9 protein-coding genes are annotated in these 23,311 nt (G+C 42.6%); all 9 read right to left on the reverse strand.

Annotation, left to right across the window (positions count from 1 at the left end; translation table 11 throughout):
* Positions 1 to 7: 7 nt before the first annotated feature.
* The 9 genes from BBD41_RS09740 to BBD41_RS09780 all read right to left on the reverse strand — a co-directional run bounded on the left by BBD41_RS09740 (position 8) and on the right by BBD41_RS09780 (position 23,302).
* Positions 8 to 5,878 carry a DUF3320 domain-containing protein gene (locus BBD41_RS09740; protein ID WP_162292784.1) on the reverse strand — a complete coding sequence of 1,957 codons (5,871 nt, stop codon included), beginning with the start codon at positions 5,876 to 5,878 and terminating at the stop codon, positions 8 to 10.
* A 347-nt stretch (positions 5,879 to 6,225) separates the two neighbouring features.
* Positions 6,226 to 8,649 (reverse strand): restriction endonuclease-like protein, encoded by a 2,424-nt coding sequence (locus BBD41_RS09745; RefSeq protein WP_099477447.1) that lies wholly within the window; start codon positions 8,647 to 8,649, stop codon positions 6,226 to 6,228.
* Entirely contained in the window at positions 8,621 to 10,780 is a 2,160-nt protein-coding gene (locus BBD41_RS30260; RefSeq protein ID WP_237087051.1) for an McrB family protein, read from the reverse strand. The genes BBD41_RS09745 and BBD41_RS30260 overlap by 29 nt, the downstream gene beginning before the upstream one ends.
* 249 nt (positions 10,781 to 11,029) lie before the next feature.
* Positions 11,030 to 11,419 carry a hypothetical protein gene (locus BBD41_RS09755; protein ID WP_099477448.1) on the reverse strand — a complete coding sequence of 130 codons (390 nt, stop codon included), beginning with the start codon at positions 11,417 to 11,419 and terminating at the stop codon, positions 11,030 to 11,032.
* A gap of 82 nt (positions 11,420 to 11,501) precedes the next feature.
* Entirely contained in the window at positions 11,502 to 12,299 is a 798-nt protein-coding gene (locus BBD41_RS09760; RefSeq protein ID WP_099477449.1) for a phosphoadenosine phosphosulfate reductase domain-containing protein, read from the reverse strand.
* A 33-nt stretch (positions 12,300 to 12,332) separates the two neighbouring features.
* Positions 12,333 to 15,677, reverse strand: coding sequence for a hypothetical protein (locus tag BBD41_RS09765; protein ID WP_099477450.1), 3,345 nt, complete (start codon positions 15,675 to 15,677; stop codon positions 12,333 to 12,335).
* Positions 15,677 to 16,552, reverse strand: coding sequence for a DUF4007 family protein (locus tag BBD41_RS09770; RefSeq protein ID WP_099477451.1), 876 nt, complete (start codon positions 16,550 to 16,552; stop codon positions 15,677 to 15,679). The genes BBD41_RS09765 and BBD41_RS09770 overlap by 1 nt, the downstream gene beginning before the upstream one ends.
* 32 nt (positions 16,553 to 16,584) lie before the next feature.
* Complete coding sequence (locus tag BBD41_RS09775; protein WP_099477452.1) at positions 16,585 to 21,720, reverse strand: FtsK/SpoIIIE domain-containing protein; 5,136 nt, start codon at positions 21,718 to 21,720, stop codon at positions 16,585 to 16,587.
* Positions 21,713 to 23,302, reverse strand: a complete 1,590-nt coding sequence (locus tag BBD41_RS09780) for a hypothetical protein (protein ID WP_099477453.1) — start codon at positions 23,300 to 23,302, stop codon at positions 21,713 to 21,715. The genes BBD41_RS09775 and BBD41_RS09780 overlap by 8 nt, the downstream gene beginning before the upstream one ends.
* Between the last annotated feature and the right edge of the window lie 9 nt (positions 23,303 to 23,311).

Genomic DNA, 23,311 nt, shown 5'->3' on the forward strand with positions numbered 1-23,311 from the left:
GGTTTAATTACTTCACAACCACCCGCTGGTTTTCATCTTCATAAGCGAAGCCCAGCTCTATAGCTCTTTGAATCCCCGATTTAATCGACTTCTCCAGAGCACTGCCGGATCTAGCGTATCCGAGCGCCTTAACCACTTGTTTCGTTAGCTCATCATAAGGAAGACTAATTTGAGAAGACAGAATGGATTTCACGGCAACCGCTACTTCTTCCGGCGGTAAATCCTCGGCCATTCGCCGCTGAGCGTCATCTGTGGCTACCCTGTAAATGCCATACTCGGATGGTTTTATTCCCTCTGGCCAGAAGAAGGTCATTCCGTTCACTTCCGTATGTGCAGGTTGTATCTTCATCAACAACTCTGTAAACCTCTGATCCAATCGTGCCCCAAGTCTGGTAATGCCCCATGCCTGTAAAATGCGTTTTGTAAGTAAACTCCGGCTAATAGGTCCCTCTTCTTGAATGACCTTTCGGATTTGACCCAAAAGGAGCTCCGTCGATTCTGGGGAATGGAACCAATCCGCCCCTAACGAAACAGCATCCAGAACGCAGACATGGTAAGGCTGCATCTCTTTCGGTTTCTGGGGCTGTGCAGGTTGAACAAGATGATCCTTATCCTTTCTTACCGGAGGATTCTGTGAACGTTCAAATGTCACTTGTTCATGAGTCACTGCTGCTTCAGCTTGGGACTGAACCCGTAGCTTCTTGACCTCTCTTCCTCGCTTAACAGCTTCCACAATACGGTCCATTACGCCTTCTCTATTGTCCCACCAATCCGGACTCCACACCCTCAACAAATTCCAGCCAAGCTGCTTAAGGACTTCTTCCCGCAAAATATTACGATCCCGTGCAGAATCGGCATTTTGATACATCGGTCCGTCAAGGAGAATCCCTAATGCATAATGATCGGACTCAGGGTCCAATACCGCTAAATCAATGCGATATCCCGATGCCCCGACATATAGATCTGCTTGGTATCCGCGCTTCTTCAACTCAGCGGCCAGACTTCGGTGAACATGCGAAACCTGAAGCGCTTGAGATGACGCCTCGCTTGCAGGCAGGATCCGTTTTCCTTTTTCCGCATACTCAAGGAACGCTTTTAGGCCTAGTACACCTTCGCTGCTGATCCTGCTCGCATTCAGGTGATGGGCATGCAGTGTTGAGAATACCAGCATTTCGTACCTAGCTCTTGATACGGCAACATTTAACCGTCTCCAACCTCCCTGCCGGTTTAACGGTCCAAAATTCAGGCTGACCTTACCGTTTGCATCAGGCCCATATCCCACTGAGAACAAAATAACGTCCCGTTCATCCCCTTGAACATTCTCAAGGTTTTTGATGAATAGAGGTTCCGGCATTTGCATCATGAGCATTTCCACTTCCGGTTCTTGCTTCAGTACTTCTTCAAGCATATCCTCAATCAAGGTTTGCTGAATGGAGCTAAACGTGACGACCCCTAAGCTCTGTTGACGCAAGACCGGATCCTTAATGCGGCGGATAATCTCAGCAACGACAGCCTCACCTTCCGCTCGATTCTGTTTCGTACGTCCCCGATCATAATATCCTTCGACAGGGCACCATTTCACACTTGAAACGGGTTCATCCGGAGATGGGAAAGTCATTAACTTATTTTCGTAGTAATGAGCGTTACTGAAAGCGATCAGGCTTTCATGCCGACTACGATAATGCCAGGTCAGATGTCGCTCCGGCATTCCAAGCGCCAAACAATCATCCAATATGCTCTCCATGTCTTGCAGCGCCGGTTCCTCTTCCTCCGTTTCCTGACGGCTCTTCGAAAAGAAGCTCGTTGGTGGCAGCTGTTTCGGATCACCTACGATGACAGACTGTTGTCCCCTTGCCAGTGCCCCAACCGCTTGTGCCGTAGGCACCTGAGAGGCTTCGTCAAATATCACCATATCGAATGGGGACCGTTCAGGATCGAGGTACTGTGCTACAGAAATCGGACTCATCAACATGCAGGGCACTAATCGCGGCAGCAAATTCGGAATCTGTTCAAACAGTTTGCGAATTGACATATTTCTCCCGCCGCTGCGAATCGCCCGCTGAAGAATGCCGGCTTCCGAGCTTTGCGATGCTTCCTGCGACATTTGAGGGACTCTCGAAGAAAGCCTCGCCACAATTTCTTGTTGGGTTAGTCTCGTATATTCCTCGTCGGCTTCTTTGAAGCGAAGTAGGGTCTCTTCAAATACATTGCCGGAGAATGACACGAATTGCTCATCACGCGCAATGATGTAATTCGCTATTTTTTTATAGAGTCCACGTTCAAAAGCATCCTTCAACTGGTCATTAGATAGACGCCCTTCTTCGTATGGAATGACAAGAGGGAGAAGTCCTTGCTCCTCCGCCTGCGATCGCACTCTTCGCCACGTACACCAATCTCTCAATACATCTAGATGAGATATCCATCCATTTGCTTTTTCCAGGAGATCATCGTGCCAGTCCAAATCCTGAGACTGATGCGCCATGCGCTCAAAGTCAATCTGCAATAGATCGCGGAGCTCCTTTTCCTGATGCTTCACTTGTTCATGACTGCGGAGTACAGACTGTATCGATTGATTCAGCGCAGCATTCCCACGAAGCTCAACCATAAATTCCGCAATCTGTGTTCTTGCGTGATGGGCATCAGTAGTAGTTTCAAACCAAGCTGTTAACGCTGCATGCAATCGATTCAGCCACTCGCAAGTCTCCATGATGTCGTCCCACTTGCCTTCGTCATCCCAGATCAGCGAGGAACCAAGGAATGGAGCGGATTCGTCCCTTGCTCGACTTAACTTCTGTTCCTCTTCCTGCAGGGAAATGATATCCAGCAAGTGAGATCTGACATCCTGCTTGGCTATCCCTTGACCGGGAACCGTCATTTTCTTCAGCATATTTAAAATGCGATTTTGCCCGGCCCATTTCGGAAGGAACCATTTTAGCTCCAAGCTATCCCAAGTAGATAACATCATTTGGGCATCTAGACGCTGAGTCTCTGCAGTGAATAGTTTGGCAACCCGATCTCTAATCTGGTCTCGGCGTTTGCCCTGAAGTGCTGCGGCCTTTAGCCTTTCAACCGATTCTTCAAGATTGGTCTCTTGCATGAGAGCAGGTTTAATATCCGGTACACGGCTAGCCAGCTCACACAACTGTGCAAGTATGGAGATTTTGTCTTGAGTCATCGGAAGAGCTCCAAGCTTGAAATGCTTCATCGCTTCATTCATCGCTTTCTGACGTCCCTCAAGCTCTACGATGTAGCCCTTTATTAATACTTCTGCGTTTGCCTTCAGCTCCTGTGTATAGGATGTAACCTTAGAGTCCGCCCAAGGGTGCGTGCCCGGATTGCCAAGGGCAGCCCCGGCTGCGATTAATTGAGCAACCGTGTCATTCCATGCAACCAAGGTATCCGGGACCAGTCCTTCAATCGCCTTGTCATTGAACGTAACGACATCCGGTGCTTCACCCGCCCTCTCATACTCCGATATCGCTTCAAATAAAGATAAGCCAAAAGCATGTTTTCGATGAAGGGCTTTTACATAACCGTTTAACGTCTCTCTCAACTGGAACAAGCGATCTGCTTGTCTTTTCCACGACTCGCCAGACTGTATCCGCTGCACATCAATCGCATTGCTTAATTGGTCAAGTACTGCTCGCTTTGTGCTTTTGTTGGAGTGAAGTTCCAGGCAAAAAGGGCCCAAGCCGATTTGTTCTAATCTTCGCTGAACAACGGACAGTGCTGCCATCTTCTCCGCTACGAACAGCACTTTTTTCCCATTGGCCAGAGCACTAGCAATCATATTCGTAATGGTCTGGGACTTCCCGGTTCCTGGAGGGCCGTGCAGCACAAAGCTTTGCCCCTTAAGCGCCGCGCGAATGGCCGACAATTGTGAAGAATCCGCACTGACCGGAATCAACGAGTGAGCCGGATGCTCTTCATCGAGCGGCTCGGGCTTCACTTCCACAGATTCCTGTAGCTGTAATTGCCCCTGAATAAGACTTGCCACCACTTGATTCTCCGCCAATTGATCCGCTCTCGTGCGAATGTCATTCCACATTACAAATTGCCCGAACGAAAACAATCCGAGATTAGCCGTTTCCTCGATGTCAAAGCGGGATACTTGAATTAATGCATGTCGAATAACGTTAAAGATCTGTTTCAAGGCAATGCCTTTCTCATCCCTCGGAAGCGGATCCAGGCCATCGATGCCGATACCGAAATCCTGCCTGAGCATCTCCAGCAGTGTAATATTAATCTGCGGTTCTTCATCCCTCGCCCGAATGACATATCCTTGTCGTGAAGATTTTCGCAAAATATCTACAGGAATCAGCACAATCGGCGCATATCGAGGAAGTTCGCTAACCGGTGATTCATACCATTTCAAGAGACCCAAAGCAAGAAAAAGCGTGTTAGCCCCATTCTCCTCCAATGAAGTTCGGGCAGACCGATAAATATGTACAATTCTTTTCTCTAGGTCTTGAGTATTCAAATCGGCTCTCAGTCGTCTCCGGACGAATTCTTCCTGCAACAATTTAACGAGTGGGTGACTGGCATTCACACTTTGATACAAGCTGGCGTTTCGCCCGTTATCCTCCCAGTCACTGGGCCTAGCCAACAGTTGAAATTCATCGCCGTCAGCCAGCGCATCTTCTAAATCTCCCAACTGGGCAGAAATGACCGGAATGCTCGATTTGGTTAAGCGAAAATTGAGCAGTGAATTACGAAGCGTCAAATCTAGCAGCTTACGCTCCCATTGCTTTTGCCTTGTTGTAGGCTGCAACGAATCAACTTCCAATGGTTTTTCCAGCACTTCCAGAAGTTCCGGAGCAGCACTTTCATGGATCTTCGTCTCACGAGTCTCCTCAATGACCCATCCATTTGTCGCCTTCGTGCGCAGTGGTAACGGCCGTATGGCTGCTGCGCGTGCTCTTCGAATATCGACCAAGCCATCGAATGAATCGGGATCTCTCAGATGGTCCTCGGCTAGCATAGCCGCTTGATCAAATGGAATATGATCCCCTTTGACCATAGCCGTAGACTCCACCACGCAGATTTCATTTATTCCCGCTGCGAGCCTTTTCGTTAATAACGATATATCATCTTGAACGGTCTCCGAGAACGTCTCCTCTACAAGCCAGACTCCGGCAAACGCATGCCCTTTCGTGAAAATGATCAGGGGATGTAGACCCACCGCCTCCATACAAGCAGCATAGAGCATGGAAAGATCCAGACAATTTCCCAGGCCATGCGTGAAGATAGTCTCAGGAAGACGAATACGCTGACCGATCAACTCAAAACTAGGAGGAGCTACACAGTAGGAAATCTCGCGATTCTGCAAAGCCGAGTAGATTGCAGCGGCCTGCATACGTACCCGGTTGGGATCCTTACTCTGATAAGCTGTAAACGAAGGGCTTCCCGACCATTGCTCCAGAATGGTGCCCGCTTCCCGTATAATCTCGGCCACATGATGATGATTCGGCGTGACAAAAGCAGCGGTCATCTCAGGCAATACGGCAAGCCCGCTCCATTCATCAAAGGCAAGGACGGAAATCGATCCGCGTTGCTTGAACAATTCGGTGTCATTCTGCCATACCGTCAATGTCAGTGTACCTGATATGCGTTCCGACAAATCCCCCAAAAATGAGGTCGACATATGTAAATCAATCGTACCTATATCCAAGGATTGCCCTGCTGGAAGCATGTCAAAATCCTTCTTCCATTCATATGCAAATTGCGGCTCAGATTCTAGCTTCACCGTGATTCCCTTGATATCTTCACCCGTTGTATTCGTTAAGATGATGCTCTTCATAACAGGAACATGGTTCTGCTGCATAGCGTAGTTCACGGTTTCGCTATACAACCATTCGCATGATATTCTGCTCTCCACTTCCATATCCTCCTATAATTCTTGTTTCTCAGTCCTGTAGACCTACAGCGATTGCCAATTAGTTCTATAATAACACTAAATAATGGGTGTATCTGCTTTATTCGACATGAAAACACGAGAAAATAAAAGATGATTCGTAAAGGACGAATCATCTTGGAGGATCGTAAATTTATTGTACCCTTCATGAATGGGATTTACCCGTTGCGTTCTTGCTCTATTCTAGTAAACCTTCACTTAGCATACTTATCGTCAAAAATTCAAGCCCTCCTTGGCTCTCCCTCTCCAAAAAATGGCTTAACAAAGATCCCATTCATATACACAACTTTTTAAATATAGTAATGCAAGGTTTATCCATAAAGTCCATCCGAGCCGTGTATCCCCAACACCCGCTTCGCTAAATCCACTTGATCATGATCCAGCTCCACCTTGACCGTACCTATACGTCTCTGTTCGCGCCACTTTATCAGGTCCTCTTCCGTCTCAAGTTTCAGTTCCGCAATTTCCAAAGCCCGGTCAAACATGTACTTCGATGTATACAAAGCGGTATAGATACCTCTCCCGCCGGAAACAATCGGTTTATCCCGTTTGATCCATTTATCGATTATAAATTTGACATATAACTTCTCTTCAGAGCCGCGTCTTGCCGGACGTTCGGTAATTTCTTTGCGGCGCAGAACCTTCCAATCCACAACACGTCCGTACCAATGGATCCCCGTCTCTCCCGTAGAGGCGAATTTTCCCTTCGACTGATACAGAGCGATGTATTCAATCTGCGTAAGAATCTTGTGATCTGTCACGTTCTCTAGCGGCATATGATAAAAGTTCAGTTTGAGTGCCTGCTCCAGCTGGGAAGGCTCCCTTAACGAGCCGACAAGTATGTTTTTGCCAGCCAACTTATCTTGGTAGTAGTTCTTCGTGCCTCGTGGTCTTGTGGAGCGTTCGTATGCTTTTTCCGGACTGTCTCTAATGATCTCATCTAAGAAGGCCTCCATCAGATCGGTCGAGTTCGGTAGAAATGGAAAAGCCCCCACATTAACGAGCTCTATGCTTTTATAGAAACGATGCTCCTGAAATTTATCTTCATCATGATACGGAAATAGCACATATGCGCCAAACATGCTCCGCTCATACTCTTGTCCTTGCCCTTCAGCATACACAATCGCGTCCCGGTACCGATGCATCGTGTTGATATCCTCTTCCTCGGGACCTGGCTGGTTATATCTCTCATTATAAGGAGTGCCCTCGTATGCCGGATTTAGCCGATACTTGGCATCGAATATATACTTATACTCCACTGCAGCCTCGTTCTTCTTCAGTGTAAGCACATTATCCGGCTTCTGACCTAGCGTAGCGCTCCGATCACCTTTCGGAAGTGAGTTGTAATAAAGCGTAAAGACTTCCCCGTTACTCGGGTTGCGATACACCATTTTGGCTTTGGCCGACTTGTCCAATGTCACAAAAATCCCCGTGCGCTGCACCTTGATAATATCTTGCTTAAGAAGCTCGTATTTCTGGCTGAGAAGATCATGGATTTTCAAGAAGCACCAATACTCGTACAGCTGGGCTAAGTCCTTCATCGAGAGCCGGAACAAATCGCTTTGGATGGATAGTCCTTTCATAAGCATCAGATAATTCCGGTATACTTCCCGATATCCAGGTGCCATCTGCAATACTAGGGACACTGATAGCTGCTTCATCCCACCAACATTCAGAAAGTCAAGACTTAGCAATCGCTGTAGTTGGTTCTGCATGGACCCTATTCGCTTTATGAGGAGTGGATCTTGCAAACGAGATTTTCCTGATAGTCTGAGCTTCAATTCTTTTAATTTGCTTGATATGCGTTCAAGCACCCACCGCACAAAACGGTTCTCCATAGTATCATATTGGATTCGCCTTTTCGTCTCCAAAGCATGACTAGGATACAAAGAATGCTCGTTAATCGGTACAAACCCGATCCGGTCATCCTGCCGAAGTAAATGCGGGTGTTTCGTCAGGTAAGCTATGTTTTCTTTACCACTCTTCTTGACTCTAGCTGCCTCGACCTTTCGCATCTCTTTCACCAACTTATAGTTAGGCGAAGTTTGTATTCGTTCAACGGCCTGGACAAGCTGTTCAAACACATGCTGTAAAATCGCAAAAAACTCCGTCAGACTCTGGTTCTTCGTTTCCTTTAAACCGGTGAGATGATACGTTTTACGAAGGAAATCGAATGACAAATTATAAATCTGCCGGTTCACGTCGCTAAGGATCGCTTGATAATCCTCTTTATAATCTATTTTCGACGGGAAAATCTCTAGTTGAAGTTGAAAAATAGCCTGACCGCCCAGACGAAGCTCCAAATCCGTTAGACCAACCTCATTCTGAAAGTTCAGGATTCCCGATAGGATCGATTGGCCAAGTGGCTTAATTGCCTGCCTGACACTTGCATTCTCATGGTGGAAGGTTAGAGCCAGCGGCTGCTTCTTCTCCACCACAAGCTCATACGACTGGGTTTCGAAAAATAGCGGCCAGTTCTTCTCTCCTATCTGCCACGAAATAAGTGTCCCTGTCTCCGGCGAGAACATTGAAATCTGTTCGATCTTTATTTCACTCGTAAGGGAATGAACCTGGAGGCTTGTATCGATCCATTCCCCATCGTGCTGTCGATGAAGCTGCATAGACTCTACCGTTGGATGATACGGTTTGCCTTGAATGTAGAGGTTGAACAGATTGGTCTCAACTCGCAGTAGTTCCACGCTCTGATTAAGAGAGCCAGTAAGAGGTGAATCCATCTTCTTCTAACCTCCGCAGCATAAAGGCGATTTTTCGAGCGCTTAGTGGATGCTTCGCCTTGTTCTCCTCTTGGTTGTCGTTCCACTTCAGATAAATCTCCGATGCGTCATCCATTAGATCCGACACGGGCAGCGTCCTTCCTAATGCCCCTTGCAGGAGCTTGAGTAGCACCCGCTTAACCGATAGGCTACTGCCTTGGATGCGTGGTAGGATTTTCTGCAGTAATTGCAAGTCAAAAGCCTCATCATCCGATAGCAGTTCAAAACGTTGATTGTAAACCATGTAAAAGCAAATCGAATCCCGAATCCGGAACCCAACATGGGAATGGATCTCTTCTAGGATGTGATTGATCTTCACCAGCTTCTCCGTTGTGGCATGTACTAGTTCTGTATACTCGGAATAAACGTCGATCAATTGCAAATACTCACTTCGTAAAAATGAGTTATGGACCGTTAGATCTGTTTCTTCCTTCTCATGAATCGCTAAGCTCGGGTATTGCTGCAAATTGATATAGTTAAACTCAATGGTGTTCGCGCGATCGAGCACCTTTTTGCTGAAAGGATGTGTCGTCTCGTCCATGTTCACCGTGCCAATCAAATAAACATTATCCGGTATGGATAAGTCTCCATACAGTAATTGGTCCTGCGGCAGCAAGGACTCCCGGTTGATGAGCTTGGAAGTAACAATTCGGTCTTGTCTCCATTCCTGCGTCTCAATGACACTGAGCACATCGCTAAAGTAATACTCCACCCGTGCCAAGTTCATCTCATCCATGCAGATAAAATAAGGCTTATGCTGATTCTCTGGTTGAGACGCCTCTACTAGTACCTCTGCCAAGCGACCAGGCCGGAACACTCCCGACAAGTCTTTGTACCCTAGCAAATCCGAAGGATCGCTCCAGTCTGGCCGTACCGGAATCAGCGAAAACTGACCATTGTCCCCGGTGGCCCCTAGCGCTTCGGCAAATAGCTTCACGAGCTTGGTTTTGCCAGTACCAGATACCCCTGCCAGGATGACAAAAGGTTTCGTTTTTAGGGAGAGGTATAGGTTCTCGATAAGTCCAGGCGGGTAGTGGAAGCCACGGTGGGAGATGAACAACTTAATATCATTCATTTTACTAGTAACTTCTTGATCTTCTACGATATTAGGCAAGTTAGTCACCACTGCCTTTTCTTCAATTTGTGTTCGGCTAAACAACGTAAATTCTGGCCATTTCACTTGTGGAGAAATTTCTTGAATCTTATGTAAGCCTTGTAGTTTGAAACGAAAGAGATATCCTTGCTTAACTCCTGCCCCCGAGTGAATTGGACCTTGGTGAATTTGTAATTTCATAATCTCCTGAGAGAACAAAGTTAATGGAATATTAGGTTGTAGCGGATGGTACTCGACTCGAACTAATCTGCCTTGTGCATCCCAATTTGAATTTGACATCGAGCTTGGTTTCTCTGCATGAACGCAGTCCTCAAGAGCTTTACTTACGTAACGCAAAGAGCCGTTAGCATAATGCAGGATAATATCTCCTTGTTTTACTTCGTCCATAGTATCCCAATGGTATTGCGAGCGACCTCCCTTGCCATTCAAAGGAGCCCAAATAATACCTTCTTCTTTTTCTTCAGATAAAGTAGCCCCTTGATTAACCCACCAAATATTTGGCATTTGTTGATTTCGATTACCTTCTAAAGTTATCAGCTTCAACTCATAATTGTACGGAATATCGGTTGTGTAGAATTCTATATATTCTGCTAATTCATCTGGAACTACCACTTGTTTCTTATTTCTAGGATCCCGTGGTTTTCGTGCAGTTATAAATTCGTAGGAATGTTTAAAAATTGATATCATGAGATCTTTTAAATCGTTAGAATGATATCGCAATTGCAAAGATTCCCTCCCAGCACTTATCTGGTCAACATTTCTTAGGGAAGCTTTATACTTCTTTCCTCCGTATATTAAAGTAACCTGTTTTCCCTTACCAACTTCGATCTCTTCACCACCATTTGCCTTATAAAAATAAACCTTGAAATCATTAGGAACTGTGGATCCGTATTCAAAAATAGACCAGTCAACCTTTTTTCTGCCGATCAAGTCTGGAATATTATCATCGTGTGTCCAGCTTCTTACTTGAGTGATCATCTTGTACCTCTCATTATTCTACTAAGTAAATTAATTATAGTTAGTTTTCAATGAAATTGGTTGAAATCCTTCTTCAAATAACTAATTAAGGAACTTCTCATATGCATATGAGGTAACTTAAGTGACTATTAGAAAAATTACATGCAAAAAAAGCAGCATCTTCGCAATTGCGGAGATGCTGCCTTTTACTTCTAAAATGGATGGGATGCTTCTGTTCAAATTAAAGACTAAAACTTTACTGGACATTCATTAAAGCACCAAATAATAAACCCTCTTATTCTCACAAATTGCGTAATCAGCGAACTCAATCAACCTAGATGTTTCCCTGTCCACAAAACCAGAACACTGATATGGATTATAATAGGCCTCTCTGAAATTCAATCGTGATAAATTCTGCATCTCTTGCAAATACTTACCTAGAACAAAAGCGTGAACGTTTTTCTTCTTTTCTTTCAGTACACGAAGTCTTCCAGAAGGGGACACAGGAAAGCGGACATCGCTGACAACGATTCGATCTGTATAACCTGCTACTTTTCGAGTTGAAGCAAGGCGAATCGAAAAACATTGTTTATGCAAATGTAATGCAACTAACACTTTTTGCCCGTCCTCAACTAAAAGACATTCTTCTACTCTCCGCATAGGTTTCCTTCCTATTTTGACGTATTACTTATTATTATGCGAAGAGTATGTATTTTTAATACAGATTACTGATAAAATTTATCTATATCGTGCAAACGCAAGGAACCGTATCGTCCTCTCGGCTAAGATAGGACTCAACGCCCTCCCTTTCCAATGTTTCACGGTATTCCCTTAGTGTATATGGCCCCCCATTACGTTTCAAAATTGAAACATTTTTATCAAAATGCCGTCTGAACTCTTCTTCCATTTCTTCCTGCTCCCGATAAACGTCTGGCCAAATGCGGTACAATTGTGCATAATGTTGTAACCCTCCCCTGACACACCGTCCTCCGCAATTGGCATGCGAAAATCCAAGCTCATACATGACCGGTAGCCGAATACCCCACTTTTCTTCTATAATACGCTTTGCGTCAATTTCTTCACGAAATGTGGAAATTAAAGGAAATCTTGTTTCTACTGGCTCAAGTGGAACATGTGCATAGAACTCTTTCAAATTTTCTGCACGATGCTGTTCATGTCTCCCAATACCAAAATATAATATTGGTTCGAGCCCGTGTTCGCTTCTTAATTCTTCAAGAAATATAACTGTTTGCCTAACTTTTAATTCTTCAGAACATTTCGCAAGTCGCGAATTGCCCATGAATCTGTAATCGTAAAAGACCTGTTCAGGTGTTCTTCCGTCTGTACGATATGTAATTTCCATTCCTAAATAGTCTGCTACTTCATGCATGAATCGATAATTGTCCTCATGCTCCCATAGCGTGTTTGTAAAAAATAAAATACTGTTCTCTCTACCATACGTCTGCACCATATGATGCGCGACATAAGCGGAAGATGCACCACCACTATACATAGCAACATGAACCGGTTTGCGTTCCATTATATCTGCTCCTCCTCTTATCCAACGAATCTATTACAATTCGTGAAGTAATTTTGCCAGTAGCTGTTTTAGTTCTTGTTTTGATACGTCTCTTCCAGCATATTTCAACATGTTTTTAACGTTGGCATAGAGTGTTTGTGATTTTTTAGATAATGGTTGGTTTACATCTAATGTCTGATTGATAGAAACTGCTACTTCCTTATCTGACATTAATAACTCCCACTCATATTTAATCTGGTTCAAAAAAAGCTCTTCCGTCGAGTCTGACCAATCTGCTCTAACAACTCCTACAAGATGCTCAGCTACCCGATCTATCACGCCCCCCGTCAAATGATCCGCATTGGAAACAGTCATCAATTTGCTGTTTTTACCAATTGCCTCCTCACGACTACGTGATACAACCTCAAAAAAGCTATCAAATGAAGGCTGTTCCGTTAAAGTCAAAATACGCTTCTCTAACTCGTATTCATTCCTTATCATAAAAAGTTCCATTTCTTCCTTGGCTGCCACTAATAAATCCACGTCAGCCACCAATTGCTTCATATGGGAATATGGATCCACTTCAGTAGATCGAATCCGATCACGAACCCACAGAGCTTCTTTTGATAATTGCTGAGTAACTTGTGTAAACTTTGGCAAATTGCGGAGCCATTGCAGTAAAAATTCAGATGCTTGTAAGAAACTGCTACAAGCTTCGACAGGAAACTTTAGTTTTCTGCACGCTTCAATAAGTTGACTTTTTTCATCAACTGACCAATTATAGTATCGATATTCAAAAGAATCAGCCAATTCAATCATTTCAAGAATAGAAGCACCATTCAAGTGGGTTACCATCATATCATGAGAATAGAAAAGAAGCTGATCCCATAGATCTCGTAATAAGGCAACGAACAGAAGCGGAATGACCGAAGAGCGTACCCCATAAGGTGCATTTTGCATAATTTCAATGAGCTCTAACAACTGACCGATTGGTTTACTATTCAATTGACGAATTAAGTCTTGCCGAATAGCTTCAAACGACTCATTACAATGAATGTTTCCATTCTCATCAATTAGATAATCATTATTTTTCAACGCAGTTGCAAATATTAAATAATTTGGACCATAGCCGGTAATCCCAAGTGAAGGCTCCAACGGTTGGTGAATTAGACGATCGATGACATCTATAAGAGCTCGTCGTTGGATAGCAGAAATTCGATTTCTGTTAAATGCTTCGTTACGAATGACAGGACTATAAGGATATTTATCTAGTAGGCGAATGCTAATTAATTTCTCTAGATCGCTTGATGTCTTTATTTGCACTCGTTGCGTTCCGGAGTACCACTCATGCTTGGTAAACTCGAAATATCGATCCACGAATGCCCGGATCTTCAAACTTGTTTCCTCTCGTATGAGATTCAGCTCACTTTTCAAACGAGTATCCAATGCTAGCAGCGCTGAATCATGCAAAAGTTGTTCCGTTATTTTGTATTTCAATACGTAAGGGAGTACTTTTTCAGTTGAGAATGTAGGAAATACCGCTAAATATGGCTTGTTTAATTGTTGCATAACAGCACTAGGATCATCATATTGATCGAGATTTTCATAAACAATAAACCAGATTCGATCATCTCCTGGCCAATCCTTATCATTAGAATCCATCATCTCCGAAACATCAGCAAATCTGATGTCAGCGTAACGAAGCATGTCCATTTTGTCGTTATATTCATAGGGCAAAATGAAGGTCACTGGAAGATGGCTATCCATAATTTCCATAATTTCACGCAATTTAAGAGAGGTTGAGGCCGATTTTTTCGATATAAGATCCTCTACATCGATAGAGCTTCCATTAAACAGCTCCCATTGTCCTCTCACGCTGTTATACCGAACGATTTTAGCATTAGCTAAATACTCAAGCTCGGCTTCGGCTTCTTTATCCTCAACACCTAGAGCAAATGCAAGAAACGGTATCGTAACCGGTTGCTTTTGGGTCATTCTTGTCTCAGACCACATAGTCAGCAATTCAACGATTCGATGCTGCAGGGGGCGCTGACTATCGACGTATGGTACGACGTAATGGTACAACTCAAGAGCAGATTGTTCCTTGATCTCTGCCGCCTCTAATTGAAAAAAACGGAACAACCGATCAGCATAGTAATATCCTGTACGTTGCTGCTGTATATGCTCACGTAAGCTGTCTCGCTCGTGATCCGATAGAAATGAGAACAGAGTCCTTTCATTCTGACCAAATATATTTGAAAGTTGTGGTAACAACATTAGTGTAACCGGATGAACAGGGTACAACGATGTCAATATTCCTTGTTCAAGCTGATATGAAGTAAACTCGTTGAATAATGAAAATCTCCTTAACGAGTCAACTGTTATGAGCTCGGAATTATGTTCCATGCTATCTTCATTAATGTCTCGCATAGCTTCTTGAGCAAGTTGCAAATAGGTTCCAGCATCATTTTCAAGTGTATAGTGGCGGAAACGTCCCTCAATCTTTTCAAATTCTAATCTTATAGATTCTTGATCGTCAGAGGCGTATTGCCGAATATGCTTATGGCTAATTAACAGCAACTGCATGTTATCCATTCTATCCGCAAACTCCGCCAGCGATTGCAAATCTTGCATATTTTTGGTCGAGTCTAGATTCTCAAACGTTTGTAGAAATCGTCCGAATTCATCGTAAACAATGAATAATCCTAGTTGTTTCGCTTTTAATTCTTTGGTCAAGGACTCCAAATCCTCAATAAAATAGGTATCATGAACATAAGTCCACTCTGTACCTGCTGTAACACTAGGATAAAACGCTATGAACTCCTCCATAAACTTTTCATTACACTCTCTAATCCGTTTGCTCCACTCTTTTTCTCCTATAAGCCTCTCTTCTAAGAATTGCAAGAATGCACTATATGCCTCTGGATAAGATTGCTTCCAACGTTCTACTGTACTAAGTATAGCCGAAGCTTCATTCGGTGTAAGGATATGAATACCAGCTTGATGGAGCGCACGATATACAGCTTCTATTATGATCTTTGATAAGGACCCCGTTTTTCCATTAACTAGAACTGGAATATACGTGATCTGTCCATCGTTCACATGGCGGAGCAAAGACGCCAACTGTGTATCAATCATTTCCGCTTGTTCAAGCAGGCGTTTACTCCATTCTTCCGAAAATTTTCGAGAGAGTAACTGACATAGTATCGTAGATATAAGTGATTTTCCTGTTCCATAGGGCCCTATCAATAAATGAGAATGCTTGTCTCCTTTTTCGCTAACCCCTTCTAATATCCCGTTCAATACTTTGCAATGTGAGGGGGTCAGGACATACCGCTCCAACAAGTGTGGATCGGGAAAGTCAAATTGCATATGGATGCTAGAACGATATCTCTGCATCAAAAGCCCGCCTTCCGTTCATAAGCCTTTTCCAAGAAGGCGTATGGATCTTGTGGATCAATGTTTAAAATGTTTAGTTGATTAGTTCTAACAAGATTTACAGGAAAATCTGAATTGGCTTGAAGGGTCTGCATTACCTCTAAAATCTGATTAGATGACAAATGGAACAATTTTCCCCACAGTAAAGGTTTGACTAGGACCTCTTCCAAGGTTACACTGTTCACTTGATGAAGCTCACAGTAGCGAAGCAGTGTAAAATACAATGCATCCAAGTCAAGCTGTGACAGGTTAGGGGTACGTTTGATAAATTGGTCTCTTGATTCATAAAGCAAATCTAAACCCGATAAGGGGCTGGCCACAACGTCCTCAGGATCATCATCGTTTTGAGTTCGAGCAGTATACATTTGCTTTAAACAATCGATATCCCTCTTTAGAGTGTGGATAGATACACGCCGATTGAGATGAATCGAAGCCCAATCGTTCAAAGCAGTAAGCAAATCTTCATTAGAAGCAGCACGCTGATTGAATTCGTTAAAGTACCAATACCAAGTTGGAGATAATTCTTTGTTAAATGCTAAATTAACATGGAGCACTGCCGCTGTCAGCGGAAAACGGGTGAAACGGTCATATTTCGATAGCAGTTTACCAAACGGCGTCAATCGATGAATCGATTGACGCTGTTCATTTTTTTCTTCTTCCATTACGTTTGTAGCCACAACCCAATACCGAAGTGATTTGACCATATTTTTGCCGAGCCCGATTTTTTCGAAGGCGAATTCATCAAAGAAAAACCTAGCATCGTTCTGTGTCATCTTCATAGCTTTAGAGAGCCAATTCACCCGCAAGTAAAAACTTTGATGATGTCCGAATTTCATGTCGCGAGTTCATCCTTTCAATTGCTTTGCAGCTATTCATTCTTCTCAAAGTACTTTAGGAGCGCACGTTTAACACGAGGCATTAAGAATGGACTCTTGGCCCTAACAATTTCCGGCATTTCTAGTTTTATCAGGAAATCCCCTTTACCTCCAAGTTTTTCGGCACCTTCCTCATTAATAATAATTTTAGAAGCATGGTGGTCTGCCGCCTTCAAAGCCAATCGAGCCGGCAGGTTGTTTCGAATATTCGTTGGCACTATATCCGCCTTTGGATTCTGTGTGCAAATGAGTAAATGGATTCCAGCAGCCCGCGCTTTTGCTCCAAGTCTCAGAATGGCATTCTCGACTCTTCCGCTCAAATTTTTCTCCCGCTCCATAAAATCAGCGAACTCATCGAACACGACAACGAGCCGTGGTAGTGGTGCTCCGGTAAACTCTACGTATTCGTCAATGCTCATTACACTCTCACGTGCAAACAATGAATAGCGCTGCTCCATCTCCTCTACCAACTGTTCTAATACGAGTATTGCTTCCTCAATTTCAGTAATAACCTGCTTGGTATGAGTACGATTTTCGTAATTCATAAACTCAACTTTCTTTGGATCAATGAACAGGAATTGCACCTCTGATGGCTCATAGAGACACATCATAGCCAAAATAATTGAATTTATTGTCACACTTTTACCGCTTCCTGTTGTTCCTCCGATCAAAAGATGCGGCGTATTGGAACTTGAGAAATCCAAAGTGATCAATTCGCGTAGCTGGCCAACACCTATCGGCGCTATGAGCTTCCCCTTTAGTTTTTCTTTCGGAAACTGCATCCTAGCGAGCTCCATGAAGTCTTCGAAATAAACTGTTTCTGGCTCTTCCCTGTTAATATCGATATTAATCCTGCCTTTACGCAAAGCGATTAACGGAATAGATGATAGTTGCAACCATAGACAAATGTCTTTAGCTTTGTTTTCAATACTGCTATATGACTTATCTACCGGAATCTCCAAGACAAGGCGAATTACGCTAACGCCAATAAACGACTCAACAATTTTAATCGGGATACCAATCTGATTAAAATTATAGCGCAGTTTCTTCTGATAGCTTTCCACAAGCGGCAGCATATCTTCTACGCCGGGCGAACTCTCTCTAACTTCAGAAGCCAGTGCCTGAATTTCGGGATAAGTACTCGTAACACTCGGACACTTTTCGACTACCTCTTCAATAGAAGCAGCTGCCTGATCCTTACTCTTCACAAGTTCATTTGTCACTACGTCGTCCAAATCGTTTTTTGTATTTGAATCACTTAAGGTCGTGACATCAGAGTTCTCTTCAACATTATCCTCATGGGAACTTGGAACCTTGAAATTCACCTGTTCATCGGTAGAGGAGGTTAATTTAACTTCTCCAAGTTCCTCAAGTCCCAACTTACTCGTAACATATTCCGGAAGCTCTTCTAATGCTTCATAGGAAGGTGTAGCTTCTTCTTGGGAAGCACCCAATGCTCTCAGAATATAAGATCTGTTATAGATGTGGTTTGTGTACTCATTATGAAGCCGTTCCATTTGGTAACCATTAGTATGTCCTTCCATAACACTAAGTTCAAGCAAATTAGATGTATAAACAAACGTATCAATAGAGCCGGAAAGCTTCACATCGATGCAGTCTGTTGATATCGATTGTAACTCCTTCAAAAGCAAAGCATGCTCTACGGAATAGGTGCCATACTCTAGTAGATAATAAATCAATTCTTTAAGCCACAACGAGGAACTCGCCTTATTTTCTTTAAATCGGAAACGATTCTCGTATAATTCAAGACCCGCCTTCACTTGTTTTATAGCGTCATATCTCTCTGTTTCAAATATTGTATGCGAAATAAATTTTAGCTCTATTAATTCAAAATGAATAATAAATCTTCCTTCGTTTTGCTTGATCGCCGTACGAACGAGATCGGGCCTCCGAACTGATCCTTGGAACCAAGGCAATTCGTCGCAAACAGACCAAACAACCATCTCTCCTTGCTGTTCTGTTCGAGTTTGCGTCGATAAGTAAATTGCCATCATTTCATGGGCAAACTTCCCTGGACCTATTGCTCTAAGTACAACGGCCCCTGAAATTTCTTTAACTCGCTCAGTGGCCTTCACAATTATTTGAGAATCAATATTTTCATTTTTTAGTAACCGTGTGTACTTCTGATGTAATCTATCATAGTATTCATGATCAGCAAGTTCGTTTGCGAGTTTCCGAATGTACTTTGACGAGGACAGTATTGTCCTAAAATCCTTATTATTTCCTGCTTTTGATTTATATTTTATAATCTGTGCCTTTGAGGAAACCTGTCTTAACAAAGATTTATCTAAGTACCGATCAATAAAGAGAGACCAATTAAACTGATCATGCATATAATTGATTAGTTTAGTATCAGACAGCTTCGTGATCGAAATTACATTACGCAGTAAGTAATGTTCTTCAGGCTTTACAATCTCATGGTTATGCAAGATATACTGCATTTGGTAGAAATACTGCATTACTCTTGGCATTTTCTCGCTCACAAAGCTTACACGTTTCACTGCATCATCTTTCTTAAGCGGCTCTTTGTAGATGGTATCGAACCAATCTTCCGAATCTATCACCGACACCTTTTCAAGCTTGTACTGAATATTATCTGTCTGACCAAAATAATTAATTAATACCCCGATATCTGCATCAAGCAAATATTGGGATACAGTTTGCATCATCGAGTTAATAGAATTATCTGCGATTACCTGAATCTCAACCCTAGGAAAACTGTTATAACGTTCGGAATGTTGTTCATCCTGGTTCATCCAATCATTCAAATATTCGTGCACAGACGCACCATTTGTTTCACAATGAACAATTACCTTAACTTTACGCACGTTCAAATAATGTTTAAAAATACGGTCAATAGCGTTAGTAACATACTCTGCATGCGGACAATATAGGAAGACTATATCTAAACAATCTCGGGCATAAGGATAAACATCCAAATACGTTTTAACTGTGTGAAGAAATTCTTCGCTGAACGTATCTACAAGAGTTTCCTCTCCGCTATTCCTACCGTTTAATGAAAATATTCCCTCACCCATCTGCTCATATTGTTCAATTAGAAATTGGTCTTGAATACCTTCAAGCACGAAATAACGAGGGAATAGATGGGCTGTTTCCTCTTGTTTCTGCTGTAAAAAAGCTTTCATTTCATCAATAGTTGAAGGGGATACCTCCTGCTCATTCATCCAATTGTCTAGCTCTTCACGAACACGCGATAGACGCTTAGAATAACTTAGAAGCCTCAGTGGATTAAATAGAGTTAGTACACGGGTTTGAGCATGACCGACTGGATCACTTATTTTACAATCGTAACGGTCTATAACCCCTAAACAATTTATATATTGCAATACATGCTTCGAAAGGAGCGCAGATTGATGAATTTGGCTTAGTAGCGTTTCCAGTTTCAATTCTAACTCTGTAAAATTCATACTACTTAAACCTAATTTCAAACCTTGCTCAATCTGAGAGGTAAACCAATCAATAAACTCATAAATACTTGAAGCTGAGTTTTCAACAATAATATCGCCCGTTGCCACATAGCCACTGACTCGATCCTTGATCTTATTCGGCACATCTACTAGTTGTATATCCGAACCATAAAATTCTCGAACGTAAGGTATTTTTCCGGTTTCTTGAAATTGTTCAATTATTCCTGAAAGCGCCCCTGTGAACGCTTTACTCAATTTAAAACGGTTTTCTGAAACGAATTTGTCCCTAACAATCAATTGCAATTTGAATGACTGATCGCTTCCCTTTTCTTGCGAGTTAGAATAGTCTAGCGACGAATGGTCGAACCTAATATATCCTGTTAATTTATCCAGATTAAGAAGATGGAAGGCCAATGCCTTATAGACGGATTCATGAATGGAAGAATTCAACTGAAGGACAAACTTTATTTCGTCTAAATCGTAATCTTCTTGTTCTGATGAGTATTCTTCCAACATCTGAATTGTTTCCTGAAGTAGAGCATCACTAAGCTCTGTGTACTCGGAAAGTTGGCGCTGGCGAGCTATAATTCGCTCCAAATCTTTCTTTAACTTTGGTTGTTCATTCAGCTCATCCGAGAACTCATCGATAAATTCTTGAATTCTATCTGGATTACGACCCTCATCAATAGCTTCTAATGTTTCCGTTATCATCCGGTCTTTCTCAGGCTCCCAATTTTCTTGCACTTCAAGTAAAGACTTAAAATCGTTGATTCTTTCATTAATCTTCTGCTTTTTTACTTTAAAGAACAAAGCGGCAGAAATAATATCAAACTCATATTGTAGGAGCTCGTAGGATTGATTATGGATAAATCCCAAAGCTTGCTGTCGGAATGTGTCGGGATGTACCTTCTCCCAAAGCTCATGTTCCTCTTGCGGTAAAGTCGATTTTTCGATAAATGAATACAAATTGTCTATCAAATCGTCTTTCTTAACCGTCTTCCCTTCTCTTTCCAGCCTAGATAGCTGATAGTTTTGTTTCAAACGTCTTAGTCCGTCTGCTCCACGAAAGGATAGCTTGCTATCACGGAATAGCAAGAGCTGATCCATATTTTGTTGGATTTTATCAACCATAGAGACTTGGGAATCTTCCGAAACAGCTGCTAGGAATGCAAGTACGTTACGCAACTGCGGTTCAGCAATTCGACCATACAAGCCTAGGAACTGTTTCAGCGCCTCCAATTCATCGCTAATACAATTATGAATATCTGCAAAGAGCTGATATAACACTTCTAGACCTTGTGGGCTTAAAAGTCTAGCTTCATCAATAGTAAAGATATTTTCTAGACTTTGAGCTTCTGGAGACAAGTCATTCATAAAGATAAGAAGCGCACTGCCTGACGGTGTATTATTACGAAGCCATGTGCTAGTCTCATGCTGCTGACACTCATAAGTCTCGAAGTCTTGAACCTTGTTTAAAGTGCGAATAATTGGTTTATAATAAATTGAAAGGCTATCCTCTGCATCCCGGAACGCTTGTAGCACATCACACCAGGCTGAATCGTCAATACCCGCAATTTTAATAAACAATTTATCACTATGAATGTTTTTCTGTTCCTCAAAATAACGTAAAATCAACCTAACAACCCACTGACCAAGTAATTGTCTTGCAGAACTATACATAGCTTACCTCCATTGTGCTAAATGCATACGGGTTTTGAACCATTGCAGTAGCATCCGAGAATTCGATAAGCAATCCATTATGGCGTAGCTTTTCGCGCAACGCCCTTTCGTTATCATTAAAGTAACGAATATTAAGACGTGATTGATCATATAAACCCGATTTTTTGGCTTGGATTTCTCCAATTACAATTCCATAGTCCTGAAATATAGACTCCAAGAAACTATAGTATTCCATCCTTTCTTGCGGCTTTACTTTCGTGAAGACAAGCATTTGTAAAAAGGCATCCGAAATCGTATATCTATAGTTCGAGGCAGAGCCGCGTCGATAAGTCGCAAAACCTCCATCCCTTGAGATAACCCGAGTGATGTTCAGCTGATGCTTTTTTAATTGATCGGAGACAGCCTCGCGAATCATTCTCTTGAGCCTTCCCGTTACATCAGCCACACTGTTACACCGGGACAATGTTGAAATAATAACCTGCTTGCGACTGCGCATCTGACTCAGTCCCATTTTACTCAAAAATTGTTCAGGATCAGCTTTCCACAAAGGTAATTGCTGTTCGATTTCCTCATCAGTTCCAAAGGCGTTTTGCATCTTTAACTCGAATTCATGTTCAAACTTTGCTTTTATGAGATTCTCGTGCTGCTCAAAACTCTTAGATGACAACTGCGATATTTGCTTATTACCACCATCTAAACAATCAATAAAATAATAGTGATTGCCAGATTGGATATAGGCCCTTTCATGCATGTAACGTGCTAATTGAAAGCAGACTAAAGAGGTCAAGAGATTGAACATTTCGTAAATATCAAGATCAATAGAAAGTAGATACTCCAATTCTACCGCAAAACACTCAAATAATTGCTCATTTTCTCTTGGAGCAGAGGCTGGCAACAATGGTACGTTTTCTTCATGAGTGGCAGAGCGAAGCCGTGCACGATCTGTAGATGCTTCCTCCTCTTCAAAGACAGATGTAATTTTATCCACGACTTTTTCGATAATTTTGTTTTTCGTCAATAATTGCCTGAACCTCTTCTCGATAAACCTACGACGCTCCTCGTGTTTTTCTGTTCCATATGCCAGCATCAAAAAGTAAAGTTCGCCGCCTCGAGCATAAAAGTTACGTTCAAAGGATAGCTCTTTTCCTTTTTTACGTAATTCAACATATAGTAACGATTCATGAAGAGGATATAATGATCGAGCAAACCAGGAACGATCTGCTTCTTTCCCCGTTGTATTATATAGAACGACTTCCAAATTTCGAAGGAATTGTTTAAGCACGTGTACATCATTCTCATGAATCGCCTTAAATAGCTTTTCCTTCTCCTCTTCCTGAAGAACTAATATGTCTCGAGAACCTGAGCCTTCTTTCACGCCTTCAAATATAAATTTTCGAAGTCCTACTGATCTCTTACGTTGATAATAATCATCACTAAAGCTGTAATTCGTACCATATAATACATTAAGAAATTCTAGTACATACTCTGGTCCCCGCTGCCCATCTTTAAAACGGTGTCCCCATATGTGAGCAGATAGCTGTGACGTAAATTTATCCAAACCTTTTTCCGCTACTGTCTTCATTCTTTAGCA

Origin of the sequence: Paenibacillus ihbetae (assembly GCF_002741055.1) — a bacterium.
GTDB lineage: Bacteria > Bacillota > Bacilli > Paenibacillales > Paenibacillaceae > Paenibacillus_AQ > Paenibacillus_AQ ihbetae.